Raw genomic sequence first — 20,718 nt, forward strand, 5'->3', positions numbered from 1 at the left:
TGATTAGGACTAAGTTGCAAACAAAAACATCTTTCAGCCATTACTCAATAAATATACATGAGTTCGATATAGAAGTTGGCAGCATAGCAATTGATTATCAGCTATTTACACCTATTTAATCCTTGATAAAAGTCAAAGATCCTGATAATCAGTATGTTTCACTTTGTTCCAGGTGTTCCGCTTGAAAAAATGGAACGCTTTGCCGGCGTGGATACACAAATTTGCGCTTCACCTCAACGCGGTTGGAGAAGGATTTGGGGTGAGGTGACCGTTCCCTTATGTCGAACTCACGTTAAACATATATAATTATGGTTGATTGGCATATCGGTTGTTCAGGATTTCATTACAAGGATTGGAAAGGTCCGTTTTATCCGGCCGATCTGCCACAGCGTAAATGGTTTGAGTATTACTGTCAGCATTTTAGCACGCTTGAGCTTAATGTTACTTTTTACCGTTTTCCGGAACTATCATTTTTGCAAAATTGGTATCAGAAATCCCCGGGAGATTTCCGTTTTGCGGTAAAAGCACCACGGGCAATAACCCATTACAAAAAATTCAATGACACTGCGGACCTGATCACCAGCTTATATGAGACCATTAACAATGGTTTAAAGGAGAAGCTCGGTCCTGTTTTATTCCAAATGCCGCCAAGCTATAACTATACAGAAGAGAAGCTTGACAAAATTATAAACAGTTTGGATCCATCATTTAAAAACGCGCTCGAATTCAGGCATGTAAGCTGGTGGTGCGATGATGTTTATAAAAAGCTGGCTGAACATCACATCACCTTTTGCGGCATGAGTCACCCCTCCCTGCCGGATGATGTAATTGCAAATACAGATGTAGTTTATTACCGGTTTCATGGCGTGCCAGATCTTTACCGTTCACGATATTCAATTGAGTTTCTTCAAAAAGTTGTAAATGATATTAAGCAGCACAGCAATGTTAAAGAAGCCTGGTGCTATTTCAATAACGATTATGACGCAATCGGTGTTTTTAATGCGAAAGAGTTGATAGGACTTATTTAGTCGAAAAATCAGCAAAGTCCAAAAGAAAATAGGTTTAAGTTATATCTTTGAATTATCATGAAACTTAGAAAAAGATCATCTATTAAAGCAATTATTGCTAAAGATCATTTTTTAAAAAGTTTGAAGCAATCTTTAATCGAAGTAAGCTTAGCAAAACAAGGCAAAATCAAACTTAAGACCTTTGAACAATTATTGAACGAGCTATAATCCCCGCTCTTCCCCTAAATACCGCACTCGTGTACTTTATCTTTTAAGTTGATGATAGTTTTCGTTGCTTTGGTTAATATATTAGTTGAAGCAATAATTGGAAAATAAAACTACCATATCATTATATTGGAAATGCCAGCTTATCGGTTGGTCGGTTGCTTCGTTATATTGGGAGTATAATGGCCTTGTGAGCGGCAATTTCAATTGGGTACTGGGCATATTGCAATTTATTAGCGATGTACTTATTTATATTTTGCTTACGCATTTATACCGCAGTTTTGCTTTAAGATATAACTTCCAAAACTTAAATTTAGGTCAGCTTCTTAAACGGATCATCCCTTCTGCAATTGTTTTAGGTATTGCTTATACACTGGTTACCACGCTTAAATTATATCTTTTCAAAATTTGGTTTTTACATTCATTTTCAGAAAGCTATCCCGACTTTTTTAAAGAAAATGTACAACTCATTTTTATTGGCGGGATCAGGCTGATGTCTATCTGGTTGCTGGCTTATCACCTATATCAATATGCACAACGGGAAATAAGAACAAGCCGTGAAAATTCACGATTGGCCATAATATCGCGCGATGCACAGATGAGCAATTTATCGGCACAGCTTAACCCGCACTTCTTGTTTAATTCCCTAAACAACATAAAAGCGCTGGTTATTGAAGACCCAAAATCAGCAAGACGGGCAATAGACCTATTATCTGATTTATTGAGAACAAGCCTATACAATGGTGATGTTATGCTGGTAAGTATTCAGGATGAAATTAATTTAGTTAAAGACTATTTAGAACTTGAAAAATTAAGGTTTGAAGAAAGGCTGCAGTATGATATTCAATTAGATAAAGATTTAGCTTCTCTTCAAATTCCAAGGCTCAGTATCCAAACACTTGTAGAAAATGCGGTTAAACATGGCATTGCAAAGTTAAAAAATGGCGGGCTGATTACTGTTAAAGTTGAGCAATCAGCAGGTTTTATACATTTAAACGTCCAAAATCCGGGCAAATTAAATATTTCAGAAACCGAAAAAGGTGTGGGCCTCAAAAACTTAAAGGAACGACTTGAGCTGCAATATAAAGGTGAAGCCCGGTTTACTATAAGCAGCGACTTGTATGATATTGTTTTAGTCGACATAAGCATTCCATCAGCATGAAAAAATTAAGCGTAATTATTATTGATGATGAGCGGAATGCCCGGGAAGAGGTTAAAAAACTACTGGAAGGCTATCCTGAGCTTGAAATAGTGGGCGAGGCAAAAAATGCTGATGAAGCAAAAGAACTGATCGATCTGAAACATCCAGACCTGCTGTTCCTTGATATCCAAATGCCTGAAAAATCCGGTTTCGATTTGCTTGAATCACTTGACCACGTGCCACGGGTAATATTTACTACGGCTTATGATCAATATGCTGTAAAGGCGTTTGAGGTTAGCGCTATTGATTACCTGATGAAGCCCATTCGCGAGGAGCGTTTTGCAAAAGCAATGGAGCAGGTAAAGTATAAAGCAATTACACCGAATGACGATCGCATCTTTGTGAAAGACAGGCAACAATACCACTTTATAAGCTGGAGCAATGTTCACTTGATTGAATCTATGGATAACTATGCGCGACTGTATTTCGGAGATAAAAATGTGTTTTTAAAAAGCTCGTTGAACTTATTGGAGCAAAAGCTGGATAAAGCCACTTTTTTCAGGATAAACCGTGCACAGATAATCAACCTAAAGTACATCGAAAAAATGATGCCAGCCACAGAGGGTCGACTAAAGCTGCTGCTAAAAACAGGGGAAGAGGCTGATGTGTCAGACAGGCAATCAGTAAAGCTGAAAAAGCTAATGAAAATATAAATCACCATTAATTTAGAAAATATCATGAACAGACTACGCTGTATGGCATTGCTATGCCTAATTTCTACTACTTTTTGCCGTGCGCAGCAGGTACATTTTCCAAAAATAAATGTGGGGGATAGTGTTGTGATCGAAAAACAAATGCCCGTTTTAGCCGATGAGATCATCCATAAATATGCTTCAAAGGGTAACAGGGCAACCTATTTAAACAACCTCTTCCGGTTGCAAATAATTGCAGGAAAATATAACGATGCTATTGCTTCAATTACTTCATTACAGGCCATTAACAAAGCAGATAATCAACAGTTTACAGGTTTACTTTTTGTGCAATATGAATTATTTGCACGCGCTAAGATTGAGCAGCAGGCATCAAATATTTCTTTTAAAAATGCTTTTACAAAATTATTTTCCAGCCTGTTAAACAGATTGGATGATAAAAGTGCTGCATATATTTATACCTCCTTTACAGCGCGAAACGGAACAAATGAATTGAAAAACAACTTCAATTCTGCATTGCTCTCAATCCAAAAAGATAGCCTGGATATTAATGATGCCGTGAATTTATGTAATACATATAACCTGGCTAATGTTTTTATAAATATTGAGCCCATTACAAAAATATTGTTAAAAGCGGATGATAACAGGCGGTATATTATACAGGACAGTGTGTTTATTAAAACAAATGATGGCGCAACGCTTTCTGCCGTTATAGTGCGAAAAAGAGGCATCAATACACCGCAACCAACTGCCTTAATGTTCTTTATTTACTCAAACCTTGAACGCAGCCTTATAGAGGCCAAATATTCTGCAGCACATGGTTATGTTGGGATAGTTGCTGATACCAGGGGTAAACGCCTAAGTCCCGACCCTATTGAACCCTACGAACATGAAAACAGGGATGTAAATACGGTGATTACCTGGATAAGCAAACAATCCTGGAGCAATGGCAAGGTTGGTATGTATGGAGGCAGCTATTCAGGCTATGCACAATGGGCAGCCACAAAACATATGAACAAGGCGCTTAAAACCATTGTGCCGTATGTAGCAGCTATCCCGGGGCAAGGCGTGCCAATGGAAAACAATATTTTTCTGAATGTAAATTACCAGTGGGCATTTTATGTAACCAACAACAAATATGTAGATGATGCAGTAAACAATGATAACCTGCGCTGGCGTAACCTGCGTAATAATTGGTACGAAAGCGGGGTAGCTTTCCGAAAAGTTGATAGCTTGGATGGCACGCCAAACCCGTGGCTTCAAAAATGGATCAAACACCCATCCTATGATAAATACTGGCAGGCTATGGTGCCCTACAAAACAGATTTTGCCAAAATAAATATCCCTGTGCTAACTGTTGAAGGTTATTATGATGACGGACAAATTTCAGGAATGCATTACCTGCTCGAGCATTATAAATACAATCCCAAAGCCAATCATTATTTATTGATTGGCCCATATGATCATTTTGGTACGCAGCAGGGCGGTACACCTGTTTTAAGCGATTATACCGTTGACCCGGTTGCCCTTTTTCATACCAAAGAGCTTACTTTTCAATGGTTTGATTATATTCTTAAAGGCGGTAAAAAACCGGAGCTTTTAAAAGATAAGATCAATTATGAAGTAATGGGCGCCAACGTTTGGAAACATGCCCCATCAATAGCCAAAATGAGCAATGCACCATTAAAGCTATACCTGAGTAATTTTAAAGCTGACAGCAATTATAAATTAGCAGATAAAAAGCCGCTTAAACCCGGCTCAATTTACCAGGAAGTTGACCTTGCCGACCGGAAAACATCAAACAATGATTATTACCCCGATCCTATTATCAAAAAACAGCTCGATCGCAGCAATGGCCTGTTCTTTATCAGCAAGCCATTTGATAAGGCAATGGAGGTTAACGGGATTTTCAGCGGCGAGCTAAAAGCGATCATCAACAAAAAAGACATGGATATTGGTGTCGTTTTGTACGAAGTTATGCCTAATGGCGATTGTTTTGAGCTCTCCTACTACCTGGGTCGCGCAAGCTATGCAAGGGATATGAGTGTAAGACAACTGCTGCATCCCGGTGTTAAAGAAACGATCCCTTTTTCAAGAACGCGGATGGTAAGCCGCCAGCTAAGCAAAGGCAGTAGACTACTGGTTGTTTTAAATATTGATAAAAACCCATTTGCACAAATAAACTACGGCACAGGTAAGGATGTGAGCGATGAAACTATTAAAGATGCTAGTGAGCCACTGAAGATCTGGTGGGGAAATGATAGTTTTATAAATGTGCCGGTGATGAAGTAATAATGCTCAAATAAGAATGTCATGCTGAACTTGTTTCAGCACCCCACTTGCTAAGTGGCCAGCATATTGGCGAACTGTCCTGTGAGGTGCCGAAATAAATTCGGCATGACGTTTTGGGTTAGTGGTCATGCTTTAATTATTATCATCATCACTTGTATGATGTCTTCTATGTTTCTTTTTCTTTGATTTTTTACTGGTAGTTTGCTTCTTTTCGGTTTCCTTCTTTTTTACAGGTTCTTTAACAACGGTTTTAGGTTCTGGGCCTACTTTGATTGAATCTTTACTGAGCTGCTTTACGGTAAATTCATTATTTCGCAGCCCATATTGAAATTGGCGCTTTGCCCCTGTTAATTTCGCAGCTTTAGTATTGCCATCGTAAATCGGAAACTCGCGGATCAGCATCCCGTCTTTAATATAAAAATTATCATCACCACGGTAACCAGTTCTTTGCAACCGAGTTAGTTTTGGAAAATCAAGCTTGTGTGCGCCGCTGTTACTAAATTCAAAGGCATAAATATTAGTGTAATTTATGGTGTCCTTTCCTTTGGCCTGGATTAATATTTCAGGATTGCCATCTAGATCCATGTCTGAATTATAGGCATTCACAATATCGCCATCCAGGTCGCCGGTGGTGGTTGTAAACTTAGCAGCTGCAGAATCTGAATGCAGAATCTCGAATGCACCTGTTTTAGTTGAACCACGGCCCCAGCTCAATACATCATAATCTTGTCCGGGCGAAACCTCAATCAGCGTATGAAACCTGAAAGGCGCCATTATAACCGGCTTTTTGGGTACAACAACTGTACTTTCAGGTTTTTTATCTTCCGAACAACTTACCATCAAAATGCTGCCGATCAGCATCAAAAAACAATAACGGTATTTGTAAATCATAAAAATCTTAATTAAACATCATATCCGGCGTTACCTCGCCTTTTGGTTTATCAGTGGTAGTCATAAACACTTTTAAACTGCCATTGCTGGCGGCATCAAAATATTTTATGGTGATCTTGTGATATCCCTTTTGCAAAGGCACTGCCCCACCCTGGTCAAACACACCATGCTTGCCATCATTATCAACAACCGGCTGATCATCAATCAATAACGCAGACCCGTTTGCCGAAGCTATTGAAAATCCATAAACCCCATCACTATCAATACGAATTAACCCAGTATATATTACGCCAAAGCCCTTTATATTTTTTTTGATGTCGGCCGTATTAAAGCTAATTGCAACGCCACTATCAATAACAGCAGCGTTATTTAGTTGACTTACGCTGGTAAATTCACCTGTGTATAATTTGTATTTTAAGCCTTTGTTGGTGTTTTGGCCATTAATAGCAGGAAAAAGCGTTTTGTTATACATTACCGCACGTGTTATTTGGCTACGTTTACCCGATGGTGTAATTATAATAGTTTTCAGCTCGCGGTATTGATCTGTCGGTACATTGTAGGTCATAGGTACAGTGTATTCTATATCTGTTTCGCGAGGATTATAGCCGTCAATAGTGTAATAAACTTTGGCGCCCTCAACAGAGCTTTTTAGATTTACATTTAGCTGATTACCAAACATAATGGTATCCTTTGCACCAATTGCAGTTGGTACCCTGTAATAAAAATTATTCTTATCAAACCAAGCCAGGTGACCGGGTAGACGGGTATTGGCAAAATCAGTATAGTTTTTATTGGCTAAAGGCGTCCATGCTACTTCTGAAAGTGCCAGGATCCTTGGCAATATCATGTACTCCACTTTGTTCTCAGTAGGAATATACTCCGTCCATAAATTAGCCTGCACGCCCATTATGTATTTTTGCTGATCAGCGGTTAATTCGGCAGGTGTTGGATTATAGCTGTATATTTTTGTTAAAGGCTCGTTCCCGCCAATGCTTAAAGGCTCATTTTCTTTGCCTTGTGCATGGTCGATATAAAGACCTCCGCTTCCGGGTGTCATCACCACGTTGTGATTTTGCTTAGCGGCTGCAATACCACCTGCTTCGCCTCTCCAGCTCATTACCGTTGCATTTGGAGATAAGCCGCCTTCAAGAATTTCGTCCCAGCCAATAATACTGCGTCCTTTTGAGTTTACAAACTTCTCAATCCGTTGTATAAAGTAGCTTTGCAGCTCTTCTTCGTTTTTAAGCTTAAGTTTTTTTATCAGTTTTTGACAGAACTCGGATTTTTTCCAGGCGTCCTTTGGCACCTCATCGCCGCCAATGTGAATGTACTTAGATGGAAACAATGCCATCACCTCGGTTAAAACGTCCTGCAAAAAATTAAATGTTTTGTCAGACGGTTCATAGATATTATGAAATACACCCCATGTTTCCGCTACTTTATAGGTAGTTAATGAGGGATCGCAACTAAACTCAGGATAAGCTGCCAAAACGGCTTCTGAGTGACCGGGCATTTCAATTTCGGGAACGATGTTTATATAGCGGTCTGCCGCATATTTTACCACATCGCGGATCTGATCCTGGGTATAGTAACCGCCATATGGGGTATTGTCAAACTGTTGCGGTGTACGGTCGTGGTAATTACCAATAACCGTTTGTGCACGCTGACTGCTGATTTGGGTTAGTTTTGGATACTTTTTTATTTCTATGCGCCATCCCTGGTCATCAGTTAAATGCCAGTGAAAGTTATTCAGTTTATAGGCAGCCATCAGATCGATGTATTTTTTAACAAACTCTACTGAGAAAAAATGACGCCCCACATCAAGCATTAAACCACGGTAGCCAAAGCGGGGGTAATCATCTATTTGCAAACAAGGAAGTTTTGCAATTGCACCTTTATCAGCAGGGATTAATTGTATTAATGATTGAATACCGTAAAAAAGACCTGCACCTTTACCGGTTATTGTTACTTGCTGAGGTGTTATAGTTAGGTTATAACCACCTTCGGGCAGGTTATCTGCACCTTTTGAGGTAAGTATTATGCTATTAGCTGCATCTTTGCCCGTATTGGGTTTAAGCCTAACCTTTAGCATTGCTTTATTTTGCAGATAATCATGTAAAAAAACAACTGCTTTATTGGTAACACTATCAGCTAACAATGAAGTTTCCTGGCTTAGCACGAACTCACCCGCTGATTTTTTAAGAGAAACCGGAGCAGGTATTATGCCCATGTTAGGGTCATTGTCCTGTGCGTTTACCAATCCGGTAAAAAGGAGCATGGAAACACATAGCGATATGAAAATCTTTTTACACATACAATAAAATTTGTTGGTTTAGTAACGAGGTGGTGAAGATAACAGATTTTGGAAAAAAACATCCATTTACAGGTGTAAAAAATCTGTTTTAAATGGGGTCGAAATGAAAAAGCCACCCAATTTTAATCAGGTGGCTTTATTTTATTTCTTTTCTTCAGATGCAACCGCTACAGCAGGCTTGGTCTTTTTCTGATCGTGAGGCCTGGTTTTACCGTATGAGCCCATTGCTATTTTTCCTTTTCGAGTTTTTTTATCGCCTTTTCCCATAATGTTATCACAGATTAAAACTGATTTATTTGATTACACAGATTTCTTATTGCAATATATACATTAAAAAGTGATAAGTTGTTTTATTTGTTTGAATCAGAATTTACAGATCAATTCGCCTGCAAGTCAACCTTTCACCTTTATCCTTTTGCCTTTCACCTCTCTCACGCTGTTACCACGTGCTCTTTAGCTGCAAGGTAGCGTTCAGCATCAATTGCTGCCATACAACCGCTGCCTGCCGCTGTAACCGCCTGGCGATAGATATGATCCTGTGCATCGCCGCAACAGAACACACCTTCAATATTTGTTGTGGTAGATCCCGGAGTGGTTTTAATATAACCGGTTTCGTCCATATGGATCCAGCCTTTAAAAATCTCCGTATTAGGGTGATGGCCTATCGCCACAAAAAATCCTGACACCTTTAAAGTAGTTTCCTCGTTTGTTTGGTTGTTCACAACGGTTACACCGGTAACACTTTGTCCGTCGCCAACAATTTCTTTGGTCTCGGTATTATACAGGATCTCAATGTTTGGCGTATTTAGCACACGGTGCATCATTGCTTTTGATGCCCTAAACTCGCTACGGCGTACTATCATAGTTACTTTACGGCACAATTTGGATAAATAGGTTGCTTCTTCAGCAGCAGTATCACCAGCGCCAACTATAGCTACATCTTCACCTTTAAAAAAGAACCCGTCGCAGGTAGCGCAAGCAGATACCCCAAAGCCGCTGTATTTTTGCTCAGATTCAAGCCCCAGCCATTTGGCAGACGCACCTGTTGAAATAATAACGGTATCGGCAGTAATGGTTTTATTTTCATCAACCACCACTTTATGCGGCAGGCTGCTAAAATCAACAGAGCTAACATAGCCAAAGCGGATATCGGTACCTAAACGTTCCGCTTGTCTGCGGAAGTTCTCCATCATCTCGGGCCCCATGATACCTTCAGGATAACCGGGATAATTTTCAACATCGGTAGTTTGGGTAAGCTGACCACCCGCAAGCAACCCTGTATACATAACCGGTTTTAAATCAGCGCGTGAAGCATAAATGGCAGCAGTATAACCTGCAGGGCCTGAGCCTATAATCAGGCATTTTACGTGTTCGATATCTTGAGACATTTGTATTTTTAAAATTGAAGATCAAAGGTAAGAAAAAAGAGGATTTTATTGGTCAGGTGGCGGTAAAGATAAATTTACGGAAGCTTAGTTGCTGAAAACATCAAACCGTTACCTATATCACGGTATAGCCTCAAAAGAACATGATTATATCCGGGTACATACGTGCCATTTTTCCCAATTAAAAAATCAAATTCATATTTCATTTTTACTGGTTTATCATCATGTAGTTCAGGTATAAATTTTGGTGCATTATTAAGCGTTTTAATTATCAATGCATCAATTTTGGGAGATACAGGGGTTTTGATAATCGGATCTTTAATACTTCCATCTAAATCTACCGTAATTTCAACACTTACTAAGCGCATAAGTAGAGAATCAAATTTTGAAAATAACTTATAACTTAAATACTCTTGCAATTTTGGTGAAAAAGCAGCTATTCGGATGTGACTAATAGTTTTGAAAATATGACCATCTTTAAAAAAATTTGTTAAAACCGGGGTTTTAATAGTATCATAACCATATGTATTCCATTCCCCCTCTTTTTTATCATCAACATAATAACCCTCTTCCTTAATGTAATTATTAACTTTAAAATCATAAAATTGAAACAAGCCATTCAATTTATTATTTTGATAAACATAGGTGCATTTTTTTACATCACGTTGTATATACTCTGTCCATGTACCGGTTTTAACGCCATTTGTAAAATAACATACAACACCAATAAAATTATTTGGATCAACTTGCAGAGCTCTCTTCAATCTTTCGGGGATTGTGATTTTTGAGTAATAAACGAATACACCATTTCGCGTTGTCAATAATGAATCCTTATAATAGCCTTTTGATATGATAGTATCATTCATACTATAAGTACTGGCTCTGTAAATGGTATCTGATATTTTTGTAACTAATGTATATGCTACCGCCTTTTTAGGATTATCACTATAAACGCCTTTTGAGTCAATATAGATCTTACCGGTTTGGGAATAACTATTCAATACTGATAAAAAGGCAATGACCACTAAATAATAAAACTTCATTATAAATGTAAAATAAACATTGATTATACTTATTTCCCAACATTCGCCTTAAACACCCTGATAACATTCCCGCCTAATATCTTATCCACATCCTTTTCAGAATAACCCAACTTCAGTAATTCCTCTGTGATTTTTGGATAATTACTAACACTATCCAAACCAAGCGGGTATGATTCAGCGCCGTCAAAGTCTGAGCCTATGCCAACATGGTCTACTCCTATCAGTTTAGCTATGTAATCAATATGATGAATAAGCAGGCTTAATGGCGGCCTGATCTTATCCGACTCGCTTTTATAAATAGCATTCAGCCGGATGTTGGCCAGGTCGCCATCGTGATAGATCGCTGTTAATGAATCCAACTCTGCTCTATGCTGATGTAAAAAGGCTGCTACTTTTGGTGTATAAGTACTGTCAACAAAGCCGCTGTAAAAATTCACACATATCACTCCCCCGTTTTTTGCAAGGGCTTTTAGCTGGTCGTCTTTCATGTTCCGCCTGTTCGGGTCAAGGCTCCAGGCGCAGCTGTGCGATGCAATTACAGGCTTGGTGCTGGTGGCAATTACATCATAAAAAGTTTGCTCTCCAACGTGCGATACATCAACCATAACCCCCAAATCATTCAGGTGCTTTACTATTCGTTTGCCATAATCGGTTAACCCTAAATGCTTTAACGAATCCTTTTTAGTAACCTCATCCCTTGCAGATGTTGCCCATGAGGTGCTATTGTTCCAGGTAAGGGTTAAATAGTTCATGCCGCGTTTGGCAAGGCTGTCAATATAATCCAGCCTGTCTTCAATCATGTGGCCACCTTCAACACCAATCATGGCAGCCATTTTGTGCTGTTTTACGACTTTTTTAAGCTCTTTTGAGTTATGAACCAATGTTATTTTATCCGGGTTCCGGGCAATCAACGCGTATAAAGAATCAATCTCGCGGTTGGCAAAAGCATAAGCCGTACCTTTTCCATATTCCTCGCCGCACCAGATAGAAAAGATCTGCCCATCCAATCCACCCTGTTTTGCGCGTACCAAATCAAAATTACCGGTAGTTTGCAATTTACCGACATCCTGTTTAGTGATTAAGATATTGGAAAGGATATCGTTATGGGTATCAATTAAAATAGCCTTCTGATGGATTTGGGGCGGTGTTTGAGCGTAGGCTTTTGTAAGCAGCATCAGAATAAATGGCAGAAGTAATTTTTTCATGTTTAAATATAAAATGAATATTGTTTTAAATAGCCCCGTGAACGCCAAAATCAAATAATTTTTGCGTTGCTAAATTGACTTTTGCTTCCCAATAATAATTTCCACCATCATAAACGTGATAAAATTCGTTCACCCAATCGGCACCATCCTTTTTTATGTTCTCATCCCAAAAACAATTTAAAAGGATTATTTTCTCGCCCTTGCCATTGATCAGCCCAAAATATTGACGTGCATATTTTTCAAGATGGCTGGATACATTTGGCCCGCGTACAAACCTAACCGACGGCAATTTTTTAAAAAACTGTTTTAAATCTCTTCGTAAAAGCGTTTCGGCTAATACAATATCATCCACGTTTGGCGTAAAGCGCTGGAATTCATTTAAGGTGTCATTTTTTAAGGAATCGTTGTACACAGAATAAACTATACCGGCTGATCTTTTCAAATTTATCCATGGTGATGTGTAGTTCGCATTAAAAATCACTCCTTCGAAATCATCACCGGCTACATTGATTGAATAGCCCGTGACCATTTTAACTCTCGTGATTTTTTGTGCCGACACAGCTGAAGCAAAAAAGAAAACCACCGAAAAAAGAGCTAATTTACTCGTCATAATTTTTTGGATTTTTGACTTTGTTACTATAAAGACGGATATTGATTTATAAAGAAATACATAATTACCCCTAAAATTAATAGTGTTCCAACGGCTATGAGGGCTGGGCCAAGCAATTTAGTTTGGGTATTATCTATCAGGAAATGTTTATAATCAGTTGTATCATAAATTACCGTCACTTTATCGCCAACACTGTAAACTGAAGGATTGCCGCCGATATTATATTTTTCCGTTATCCATTCTTTATCAGCGGTTACAAATCTTATTACAGGATAGTACGTTGTAGATCGCTCACCTGATCCCGTGCCCAAGCTTGTTTCCATATCAAATACAACACCCTCAACCTTAACACCCGATTTAATAAGTTTTTCGCGTTCATTCAGCTTAACAACTCCAAAAACCGTTAAAAAAGCACCGCCTGCAAGCAGTATTAATTCATCATAATTAACATTCATAACTAAGATTTATAGGATTTTAAGATTAATTATCATGTGTTAAAACATATTAAGACGCGATGCATCGCGTCTCTACGACCATCATATTTTATTTCATTCGCACATCCGCACATCAAAAATCCACACATCATCTACGTCTGTATTATCCCCACGTTAAACGCCCGCTCAATTGGTGCATGGTTTGCAGCTTCAATCCCCATTGAGATCACCTTGCGGGTTTCAAGCGGATCGATAATCCCATCAACCCAAAGCCTTGCCGATGCATAATATGGGGTGGTTTGTGCGTTGTAGCGGTCGGTTGTTTCCTTTAACAGCTGGTCTTCCTTTTCCTGGTTAACTTCTTCGCCTTTAGCCTTTAGCCCTGCCGACTGCATTTGCACCAACACCTTAGCGGCCTGGCTGCCGCCCATTACGGCTATTTTAGCGGATGGCCATGCATAAATCAGTCGTGGGTCATACGCCTTGCCGCACATGGCATAGTTACCAGCGCCATATGAGTTACCTATTACTATAGTGAATTTTGGCACTACTGAATTGGCAACAGCATTCACCATTTTAGCGCCGTCTTTAATAATTCCCCCGTGTTCTGAGCGGCTTCCTACCATAAAACCCGTTACATCCTGTAAAAACACCAGCGGGATCTTCTTTTGGTTGCAGTTCATAATAAAGCGGGTGGCTTTATCAGCAGAGTCAGAATAGATCACACCGCCGAACTGCATTTCGCCTTTTTTTGATTTAACAACTTTACGCTGATTGGCAACAATGCCAACAGCCCAGCCATCCACCCGGCCCAATCCGCAAATAATAGATTGCCCAAAACCAGCCTTATACTCTTCAAATTCCGAATTATCCAGCAGGCGTAATATAATTTCGTTCATATCATAAGCCGCTTCCCTGCTTATGGGTAAGATCCCATAGATATCTTCCTGTTTCAACCTTGGGTCGGCAGGCTTTATCCTGTCAAAACCAGCTTTAGCAAAGTCGCCGATCATGCTCATTATGTTGCGGATAGAATCAAGTGCTGCCTGGTCATTAGGTTGTTTATAATCGGTAACGCCAGAAATTTCGCATTGTGTTGTGGCGCCGCCCAGCGTTTCATTGTCAACATCCTCGCCAATTGCCGATTTCACCAGGTATGATCCTGCCAGGAAAACAGAACCGGTACCTTCAACAATCATGGCTTCATCACTCATAATTGGCAAGTATGCACCACCTGCTACACACGAGCCCATAATGGCCGAAATCTGGATAATGCCCATGCTGCTCATCATAGCATTATTGCGGAAGATGCGTCCGAAATGCTCTTTATCAGGGAAGATCTCATCCTGCAAAGGCAAATAAACCCCGGCAGAATCAACCAAATAAATTATGGGCAAGCGGTTTTCCATGGCTATTTCCTGGGCACGCAGGTTTTTCTTAGCTGTTATGGGGAACCATGCCCCGGCCTTAACCGTAGCATCATTTGCAACAATTACACATTGCCTGCCGGACACATAACCTATGCCGCATACTACGCCGCCCGATGGGCAGCCGCCATGCTCGGCATACATGCCTTCACCAACAAATGCACCAATTTCAAGCCATGGCTTGTCTTTATCCCGCAGGTAAGCCACACGCTCGCGGGCAAGCATTTTGCCTTTTTCTTTTTGTTTAGCTGCTGCTTTTTCGCCTCCGCCTAGGTGTACTTTTTTTAGCCTGGTCTTCAGTTCATAAACAAGCTGCTTATTTATATCCTCATTTTTGTTAAAATCGATGTCCATAATTGGTTTTTACTGGAAAATGTAATTTTAGGGAAATTTGCGCAGTAAAGCTTAATTGAGGCTAAAATTGTTTTTAATAATCTTAAAAACACCTCCCATACAAAATATTTACAATATTTTTTGTAACGTTTTCAGTATTAAATTTTGATTTAAAGGAATTATATTACTTTAGCGCAATTTTAAGCTATAAATTTAATGCAAGACAATCTAACTGTTACTAAATCAGGCAAATCAAGATTCCCCCGAAGTGTTCCGTTTATTATCGGAAATGAGGCTGCAGAGCGCTTCAGCTTTTACGGAATGCGTTCAGTACTTAGTCTTTTTTTGGTAAAACAATTTTTTAACCCTACAGATAATGCCGCGTTAACAGAGCAGGCTAACGCCCATGCCAATAAATTACATCATTTATTTGTGATGGTGGCTTATGCTTTGCCATTTGTAGGCGGCATGGTGGCCGACTGGTTTACCGGCAAATACAAACTTATTTTATATGTATCGATGATTTACTGTGTCGGGCATTTAATGTTGGCTACGTTTGATGGTGGCCTTGGTGGTTTTGAACTGGGTTTACTTGTAGTTGCCGTTGGCGCTGGTGGCATTAAATCATGCGTATCAGCCAACGTTGGTGACCAGTTTGATGCTACCAACCAGGATTTACTATCAAAAGTTTACGGCTGGTTCTATTTCAGTATCAATGCCGGCTCTATGATTTCAACCGTTGCCATTCCCTGGACTTATGAACACTTTGGCCCCAAATGGGCTTTCGGTGTTCCCGGGCTCCTGATGGCACTGGCTACCATCATATTTTTTTCGGGTCGTAAAAAGTATGTAAAAGTCCCTCCGCAGGGCGTCAACCGCAATAACCTGGTATTTATAACCTGGTATGCGTTAACTCATTTAAGTCAGCGCATACCGGGGCAATCCATGCTCGATGTTGCCAAAGGCCCGTACGACCCTGAGCGCGTTGAAGGTGTTAAGGCAGTTTACCGGGTTATGGCGGTATTCTTTTTCGCGCTGGCATTTTGGGCAGTTTGGGATCAGTGTTTGTCTGAATGGACGCTGTATGCCGAAAAAATGAATCGTGTTATTAACCTTGGGTTTACCAAAGTTACCGTGCTGCCCGGTCAGCTATCTACGGTTAATACCGTATTCCTGCTACTTTTCATTCCCCTCTTTAACTATGTAATATATCCGTGGCTTGATAAGCGTGGATTAAAAACCACCCCATTACGCAGGCTTGGTACGGGGTTGGTATTAACGGCTTTATCATTTGTTGTTATCGCTTTTATCCATAATGGTATCGAGCATGGCGAAAAGCCATCAATATTTTGGGAGGTGCTGGCATTCATGATACTTTCAGCGGCCGAAGTATTGGTATCTATCACCGGACTAGAGTATGCTTATACCCACTCACCAAAATCAATGAAGAGTACCATGACGGGTATTTGGTTCCTAGTGGTATCATTCGGCAACCTGATAACGGCCCTTGTTAACGGTCTTATTGAAGATGGAGGCTGGTGGGCCAAAAACCTTAGAGGCGCAAACTATGAATGGTTTTTTGTAACGTTTATCGGTGTATTTATAATAGTATTCATGTTTGTTTCGCCTCGGTTGAAAGAACGCAATTACATTACTGACCCATATATTGATAACCAGGCAACCGCGGAAGCAAACAACCTGTAAATCAGCATGGTTATAAAAAAGCAGTAAAGTAACAATTACTTTACTGCTTTTTTATTTTTAATGAAGCCTAAAATCAAGTATTTTCGCCAATTGTTTATCTAAATATTTTCGGGTGCCTGATAGCATAGTAATTATTCCAACGTATAATGAAAAGGAGAACATTGAACGGATGATCCGTAAAGTATTCTCTCTTCCTCATGATTTTCATATCCTTATTATTGACGATGGCTCGCCCGACGGTACACAGAACATTGTAAAACAGCTCCAGCTTGAATATACTGATAAGTTGTTTATTGAGGAGCGAGCAGGCAAGCAAGGCCTTGGCACAGCTTATATCCATGGCTTTAAGTGGAGCATAGCCCATCAATACGATTACATTTTTGAGATGGACGCCGATTTTTCACACAACCCCGATGATCTGTTAAAATTGAGGCAAGCCTGTATTGACGGCGCCGATGCGGTGATAGGCTCGCGTTATATTAATGGTGTAAATGTGGTTAACTGGCCAATGAGCCGCGTACTGATGAGCTATTTTGCGTCGGTATATGTAAGGTTTATAACCGGCATTGATGTTAGGGACGCTACAGCAGGCTTTATGTGCTATAAACGTAAAGTACTTGAAACCATCCAGCTAAATAAAGTAAAGTTTGTTGGCTACGCTTTTCAGATCGAGATGAAGTATACCACCATAAAACATGGCTTTAAGCTGGTGGAGGTACCCATTATATTCACCGACCGCACATTAGGTACTTCAAAAATGTCGACAAGTATTTTCAGGGAAGCATTTTTTGGAGTGATCCAGATGAAAATCAATTCCATATTCAGGAAGTATCCGGAAGGGTGAGAAAGAGGTAAAAGGCGAAAGGCAAAAAACAAACATTTTTTTATGTAAAGGAAACCTTTTACCCTTTACCTTTATCCTTTCACCTCAATAAAAAATACTAATTTCGTTGGCAATGAATGAACATCTCGATCCTGAGCGCGAACGCCTCTCTCCTGCCGAACGTGATATTGAAAAAGTTTTACGGCCGCAGGTATTTGAGGATTTTACCGGTCAGCATAAAATATTAGCCAATTTAAAAATATTTGTGCAGGCTGCCCGCCAGCGTGGCGAGGCGCTTGACCATGTGCTATTGCACGGCCCTCCCGGCCTTGGTAAAACCACGTTGTCGTACATTATTGCAAATGAGATGGGGGTTGGTATCAAGATAACGTCAGGACCGGTGCTTGATAAACCCGGTGACCTTGCAGGCTTATTAACCAATCTTGAAACCGGCGATATTTTATTTATTGACGAGATCCACAGGCTTAGCCCCCTTGTTGAAGAATACCTGTACTCAGCAATGGAGGATTTTAAGATTGATATTATGTTGGAGAGTGGCCCGAATGCACGTTCAGTACAGATTTCCTTAAACCCATTTACCCTGGTTGGGGCAACCACGCGTTCAGGCCTGCTTACCGCGCCTTTGCGTGCCAGGTTTGGGATCAATTCGCGCCTGGAGTATTATGATGCTAAATTGTTAACCACTATACTTTTACGCTCTTCATCCATATTAAAAACACCGATAAGCGATGAAGGCGCTTATGAAATTGCGCGTCGCAGCCGTGGTACCCCGCGTATTGCCAATGCTTTGTTACGCCGCACACGCGATTTTGCCCAGATAAAAGGCGATGGCAATATTGATACTGAGATTGCTAAATTTGCCTTAAATGCACTTAATGTTGATGAACATGGGCTTGATGAAATGGATAATAAGATCCTGAGCACAATTATTGATAAATTTAAAGGCGGCCCTGTCGGCTTAAAAACTATAGCAACGGCCGTAGGTGAAGATGAAGGTACAATTGAAGAGGTATATGAGCCTTTTTTAATCCAGGAAGGCTTTTTGATGCGCACTGCACGTGGCCGCGAAGCGACCGAAAATGCCTATAAACATTTAGGTAAAATAAAAACAGGTGGAAATCCTTCGCTGTTTTAACCAATAGTTACTACATTTGGATTTATAAACCGATTTGACTGGTGAAGAACTTTAGTCATAATGGGTAAGCACACCTTATCCCTATGGATCCTCTTTCTGCCGGCAATCAATATTTTATAATATAATTCTCTGTTTATTTTGAATATGTACAACTATAATATTCTTAATGATAAAGAACTAACTGACTTGCTTCAGCAAGGCAATGAGCATGCCTTTACCGAAATTTATAACAGGTATTGGGCAAAGTTATTTGCTATTGCAGCGAATAAAATAAAAGAACTGGACGAAGCTGAGGAAATTGTACAGGATATATTTGTTTCGCTATGGAAAAGGCGGAACGAGTTAGGTGTAATCGATACACTAAGCTCTTATCTTGCCGTATCTGTTAAATACCGGGTAATTAAAATTCTAGATAAGCGAAACAATCAGCAAAAATATTCTGATTATAGTCAGCATACCGCAAACCTTACTGACGATTCAACCCAGCAATGGCTTGAATTTGAAGAATTACGAAGCAGGTTAGCCGCTTTCGTAGCGGATCTGCCGGAAAAATGTCGATTAGTGTATAAAATGAGTCGCGATTCAGGCTTTTCCCAAAAAAGGATAGCTGCAGAATTGGGGATCTCTGAAAAAACAGTTGAGGCACATTTAGGAAAAGCTATTAAAACATTACGTACCAGGCTAAGCCAGTTCCTGTTATAAAGGCCATCTAAAAAAATATTAAAAAATATTTCACATTACACTAAGGGATTTCAATCTTTCAGCGGACTTACTATTAAATAAACCAGCTGAATGGAAAACCGTTACCAGGAATTAGCAAAAAAATGGCTGAATAAAACCATCACTCCTGATGAACAGGCCGAATTTGCAGCGTGGTATAATGCAGATCAGGACATCCCTGTTGATATTCCACCAACATTTGCTGAAAATGAAGAAGTATTAAGGGAACGAATATTAAATAAAATAAACCGTGATATTAAAAAAGACAATAACCGGTTTAAAATAATAATACCAACATGGTTACGTGTAGCAGCCGGCATATTGCTATTTGCAGGCTGTTTTATATACTATTTTGTGCAGATCCATCAGCCGGTTAAGCAACTTGCTTTAATCCGTCAAAAACCTCAGTTAAAAAACGATGTAAGTCCTGGTGGTAATAAAGCTATTTTAACACTTGCCAACGGAAGTAAAATAGATTTAAATGATGTTAAAAATGGTGTTTTAGCCAGCCAGGGTAAAACTGTGCTAAAAAAAGATAAGGACGGGCAGCTTATATACGAAGCACCGGGCGGGAAAGCTAAAGACTCATCATCTATATACAATACCATTACCATTCCAAAAGGCGGCCAGTTCCAGATTGTGCTGAGCGATGGCAGTAAGGTGTGGCTTAATTCCGCCTCGTCAATTACCTTTCCAACTGCTTTCTCAAAAATCGAAAGAAAAGTTACCATAACAGGCGAGGTTTATTTTGAGGTAGCTAAAAACAAACACCTGCCATTCAGAGTTGTCGCAGGTAAGCAAACAGTTGAAGTATTAGGAACCCACTTTAACATTAATGCTTATTCAGATGAAGACGCAATTAAAACTACCCTTATTGAGGGAAGCGTAAAAGTATCTGCTGATTCCCAAAGTGCTATTCTAAAGCCCGAACAACAATCAAGTATTTTAAACAATAAACACGGACATATCAGCATAAACACGGTTGACACAGATGATGTGCTTGCCTGGAAAAATGGCAACTTCCTGTTTGAAAGAGCCGAAATACAGTTAATAATGCGTGAGGCTTCCCGGTGGTATGATGTAGATATTAAATATGAGAGCGAGTTGCCGCCACGGCGTTTTACAGGGAGCATATCCCGTAATGTAAATCTGTCTGAGTTATTGAAGATGTTAAAATATACCGGTATAAATTTTAAAATAGAAGGTAAAACTATAATAGTTACTCCTTAATACCGTACCTGGATAAACTATTGAAAAACAATATTGCCGGGTTAACCAGCCTTGCAAAATAATGATGT

At 39.7% G+C, this 20,718-nt stretch carries 19 protein-coding genes; 10 read left to right on the plus strand and 9 right to left on the minus strand.

From position 1 onward, the window contains the following. Window positions 1-308 precede the first annotated feature (308 nt). The 5 genes from BUE31_RS04125 (at window position 309) to BUE31_RS04140 (ending at window position 5,375) form a co-directional block, all read left to right on the plus strand. Entirely contained in the window at window positions 309-1,028 is a 720-nt protein-coding gene (locus BUE31_RS04125) for a DUF72 domain-containing protein (RefSeq protein WP_073400519.1), read from the plus strand. Window positions 1,029-1,085: 57 nt separating this feature from the next. After that, the gene (locus tag BUE31_RS30940; protein ID WP_159440633.1) at window positions 1,086-1,235 is read left to right on the plus strand and encodes a hypothetical protein; all 150 of its coding nucleotides are present in this window, start codon (window positions 1,086-1,088) and stop codon (window positions 1,233-1,235) included. A 97-nt stretch (window positions 1,236-1,332) separates the two neighbouring features. After that, window positions 1,333-2,394, plus strand: coding sequence for a sensor histidine kinase (locus BUE31_RS04130; protein ID WP_073400521.1), 1,062 nt, complete (start codon window positions 1,333-1,335; stop codon window positions 2,392-2,394). Next, window positions 2,391-3,086 (plus strand): LytR/AlgR family response regulator transcription factor, encoded by a 696-nt coding sequence (locus tag BUE31_RS04135; protein ID WP_073400523.1) that lies wholly within the window; start codon window positions 2,391-2,393, stop codon window positions 3,084-3,086. Before BUE31_RS04130 ends, BUE31_RS04135 begins: the two co-directional genes overlap by 4 nt. A gap of 24 nt (window positions 3,087-3,110) precedes the next feature. Further along, a complete protein-coding gene (locus BUE31_RS04140) occupies window positions 3,111-5,375 on the plus strand; it encodes a CocE/NonD family hydrolase (RefSeq protein ID WP_073400524.1) in 2,265 nt (754 codons plus the stop codon). A gap of 132 nt (window positions 5,376-5,507) precedes the next feature. Here the strand turns inward: BUE31_RS04140 and BUE31_RS04145 are convergent, their stop codons facing one another. From BUE31_RS04145 to BUE31_RS04185, 9 genes are all read right to left on the minus strand, one after another. Continuing rightward, window positions 5,508-6,266 (minus strand): hypothetical protein, encoded by a 759-nt coding sequence (locus tag BUE31_RS04145; protein WP_073400526.1) that lies wholly within the window; start codon window positions 6,264-6,266, stop codon window positions 5,508-5,510. A 7-nt stretch (window positions 6,267-6,273) separates the two neighbouring features. Continuing rightward, a complete protein-coding gene (locus BUE31_RS04150) occupies window positions 6,274-8,544 on the minus strand; it encodes a family 20 glycosylhydrolase (RefSeq protein WP_234997744.1) in 2,271 nt (756 codons plus the stop codon). Between the two features lie 177 nt (window positions 8,545-8,721). Next, a complete protein-coding gene (locus BUE31_RS04155) occupies window positions 8,722-8,847 on the minus strand; it encodes a 30S ribosomal protein THX (protein ID WP_073400530.1) in 126 nt (41 codons plus the stop codon). Between the two features lie 164 nt (window positions 8,848-9,011). Continuing rightward, window positions 9,012-9,968 carry a thioredoxin-disulfide reductase gene (gene trxB, locus BUE31_RS04160; RefSeq protein ID WP_073400532.1) on the minus strand — a complete coding sequence of 319 codons (957 nt, stop codon included), beginning with the start codon at window positions 9,966-9,968 and terminating at the stop codon, window positions 9,012-9,014. 74 nt (window positions 9,969-10,042) lie between these two features. Next, window positions 10,043-11,008 (minus strand): toxin-antitoxin system YwqK family antitoxin, encoded by a 966-nt coding sequence (locus BUE31_RS04165; RefSeq protein WP_073400534.1) that lies wholly within the window; start codon window positions 11,006-11,008, stop codon window positions 10,043-10,045. Window positions 11,009-11,037: 29 nt separating this feature from the next. Further along, a complete protein-coding gene (locus BUE31_RS04170) occupies window positions 11,038-12,213 on the minus strand; it encodes a dipeptidase (protein ID WP_073400536.1) in 1,176 nt (391 codons plus the stop codon). A gap of 25 nt (window positions 12,214-12,238) precedes the next feature. Beyond that, on the minus strand, window positions 12,239-12,823 hold the full coding sequence (locus BUE31_RS04175; protein ID WP_073400537.1) for a hypothetical protein: 585 nt from the start codon (window positions 12,821-12,823) through the stop codon (window positions 12,239-12,241). A 26-nt stretch (window positions 12,824-12,849) separates the two neighbouring features. Further along, on the minus strand, window positions 12,850-13,278 hold the full coding sequence (locus BUE31_RS04180; protein ID WP_073400539.1) for a DUF3592 domain-containing protein: 429 nt from the start codon (window positions 13,276-13,278) through the stop codon (window positions 12,850-12,852). A gap of 131 nt (window positions 13,279-13,409) precedes the next feature. Further along, window positions 13,410-15,038, minus strand: a complete 1,629-nt coding sequence (locus BUE31_RS04185) for an acyl-CoA carboxylase subunit beta (RefSeq protein WP_073400540.1) — start codon at window positions 15,036-15,038, stop codon at window positions 13,410-13,412. A 195-nt stretch (window positions 15,039-15,233) separates the two neighbouring features. Here BUE31_RS04185 and BUE31_RS04190 point away from each other — a divergent pair, with 195 nt between their 5' ends. The 5 genes from BUE31_RS04190 to BUE31_RS04210 all read left to right on the plus strand — a co-directional run bounded on the left by BUE31_RS04190 (window position 15,234) and on the right by BUE31_RS04210 (window position 20,650). After that, entirely contained in the window at window positions 15,234-16,721 is a 1,488-nt protein-coding gene (locus tag BUE31_RS04190; protein ID WP_073400542.1) for a POT-type proton-dependent oligopeptide transporter, read from the plus strand. Window positions 16,722-16,833: 112 nt separating this feature from the next. Then, window positions 16,834-17,565, plus strand: a complete 732-nt coding sequence (locus BUE31_RS04195) for a polyprenol monophosphomannose synthase (protein ID WP_073400544.1) — start codon at window positions 16,834-16,836, stop codon at window positions 17,563-17,565. Between the two features lie 112 nt (window positions 17,566-17,677). Then, window positions 17,678-18,700, plus strand: coding sequence for a Holliday junction branch migration DNA helicase RuvB (ruvB, locus tag BUE31_RS04200; RefSeq protein WP_073400546.1), 1,023 nt, complete (start codon window positions 17,678-17,680; stop codon window positions 18,698-18,700). A gap of 144 nt (window positions 18,701-18,844) precedes the next feature. Next, on the plus strand, window positions 18,845-19,402 hold the full coding sequence (locus tag BUE31_RS04205) for an RNA polymerase sigma-70 factor (RefSeq protein ID WP_073400548.1): 558 nt from the start codon (window positions 18,845-18,847) through the stop codon (window positions 19,400-19,402). 90 nt (window positions 19,403-19,492) lie between these two features. Beyond that, entirely contained in the window at window positions 19,493-20,650 is a 1,158-nt protein-coding gene (locus tag BUE31_RS04210; protein ID WP_073400550.1) for a FecR family protein, read from the plus strand. Window positions 20,651-20,718: the final 68 nt, after the last annotated feature.

This window comes from Mucilaginibacter sp. OK098 (assembly GCF_900142915.1).
GTDB lineage: Bacteria > Bacteroidota > Bacteroidia > Sphingobacteriales > Sphingobacteriaceae > Mucilaginibacter.

What these genes read in the sequence shown, in the direction of transcription:
- BUE31_RS04125 (WP_073400519.1), top strand. Translation starts at nt 309, where the DNA reads ATGGTTGATTGGCATATCGGTTGTTCAGGATTTCATTACAAGGATTGG.
- BUE31_RS30940 (WP_159440633.1), top strand. Translation starts at nt 1,086, where the DNA reads ATGAAACTTAGAAAAAGATCATCTATTAAAGCAATTATTGCTAAAGAT.
- BUE31_RS04135 (WP_073400523.1), top strand. Translation starts at nt 2,391, where the DNA reads ATGAAAAAATTAAGCGTAATTATTATTGATGATGAGCGGAATGCCCGG.
- BUE31_RS04140 (WP_073400524.1), top strand. Translation starts at nt 3,111, where the DNA reads ATGAACAGACTACGCTGTATGGCATTGCTATGCCTAATTTCTACTACT.
- BUE31_RS04145 (WP_073400526.1), bottom strand. Translation starts at nt 6,266, where the DNA reads ATGATTTACAAATACCGTTATTGTTTTTTGATGCTGATCGGCAGCATT.
- BUE31_RS04150 (WP_234997744.1), bottom strand. Translation starts at nt 8,544, where the DNA reads ATGCTCCTTTTTACCGGATTGGTAAACGCACAGGACAATGACCCTAAC.
- BUE31_RS04155 (WP_073400530.1), bottom strand. Translation starts at nt 8,847, where the DNA reads ATGGGAAAAGGCGATAAAAAAACTCGAAAAGGAAAAATAGCAATGGGC.
- trxB (WP_073400532.1), bottom strand. Translation starts at nt 9,968, where the DNA reads ATGTCTCAAGATATCGAACACGTAAAATGCCTGATTATAGGCTCAGGC.
- BUE31_RS04165 (WP_073400534.1), bottom strand. Translation starts at nt 11,008, where the DNA reads ATGAAGTTTTATTATTTAGTGGTCATTGCCTTTTTATCAGTATTGAAT.
- BUE31_RS04170 (WP_073400536.1), bottom strand. Translation starts at nt 12,213, where the DNA reads ATGAAAAAATTACTTCTGCCATTTATTCTGATGCTGCTTACAAAAGCC.
- BUE31_RS04175 (WP_073400537.1), bottom strand. Translation starts at nt 12,823, where the DNA reads ATGACGAGTAAATTAGCTCTTTTTTCGGTGGTTTTCTTTTTTGCTTCA.
- BUE31_RS04180 (WP_073400539.1), bottom strand. Translation starts at nt 13,278, where the DNA reads ATGAATGTTAATTATGATGAATTAATACTGCTTGCAGGCGGTGCTTTT.
- BUE31_RS04185 (WP_073400540.1), bottom strand. Translation starts at nt 15,038, where the DNA reads ATGGACATCGATTTTAACAAAAATGAGGATATAAATAAGCAGCTTGTT.
- BUE31_RS04190 (WP_073400542.1), top strand. Translation starts at nt 15,234, where the DNA reads ATGCAAGACAATCTAACTGTTACTAAATCAGGCAAATCAAGATTCCCC.
- ruvB (WP_073400546.1), top strand. Translation starts at nt 17,678, where the DNA reads ATGAATGAACATCTCGATCCTGAGCGCGAACGCCTCTCTCCTGCCGAA.
- BUE31_RS04205 (WP_073400548.1), top strand. Translation starts at nt 18,845, where the DNA reads ATGTACAACTATAATATTCTTAATGATAAAGAACTAACTGACTTGCTT.
- BUE31_RS04210 (WP_073400550.1), top strand. Translation starts at nt 19,493, where the DNA reads ATGGAAAACCGTTACCAGGAATTAGCAAAAAAATGGCTGAATAAAACC.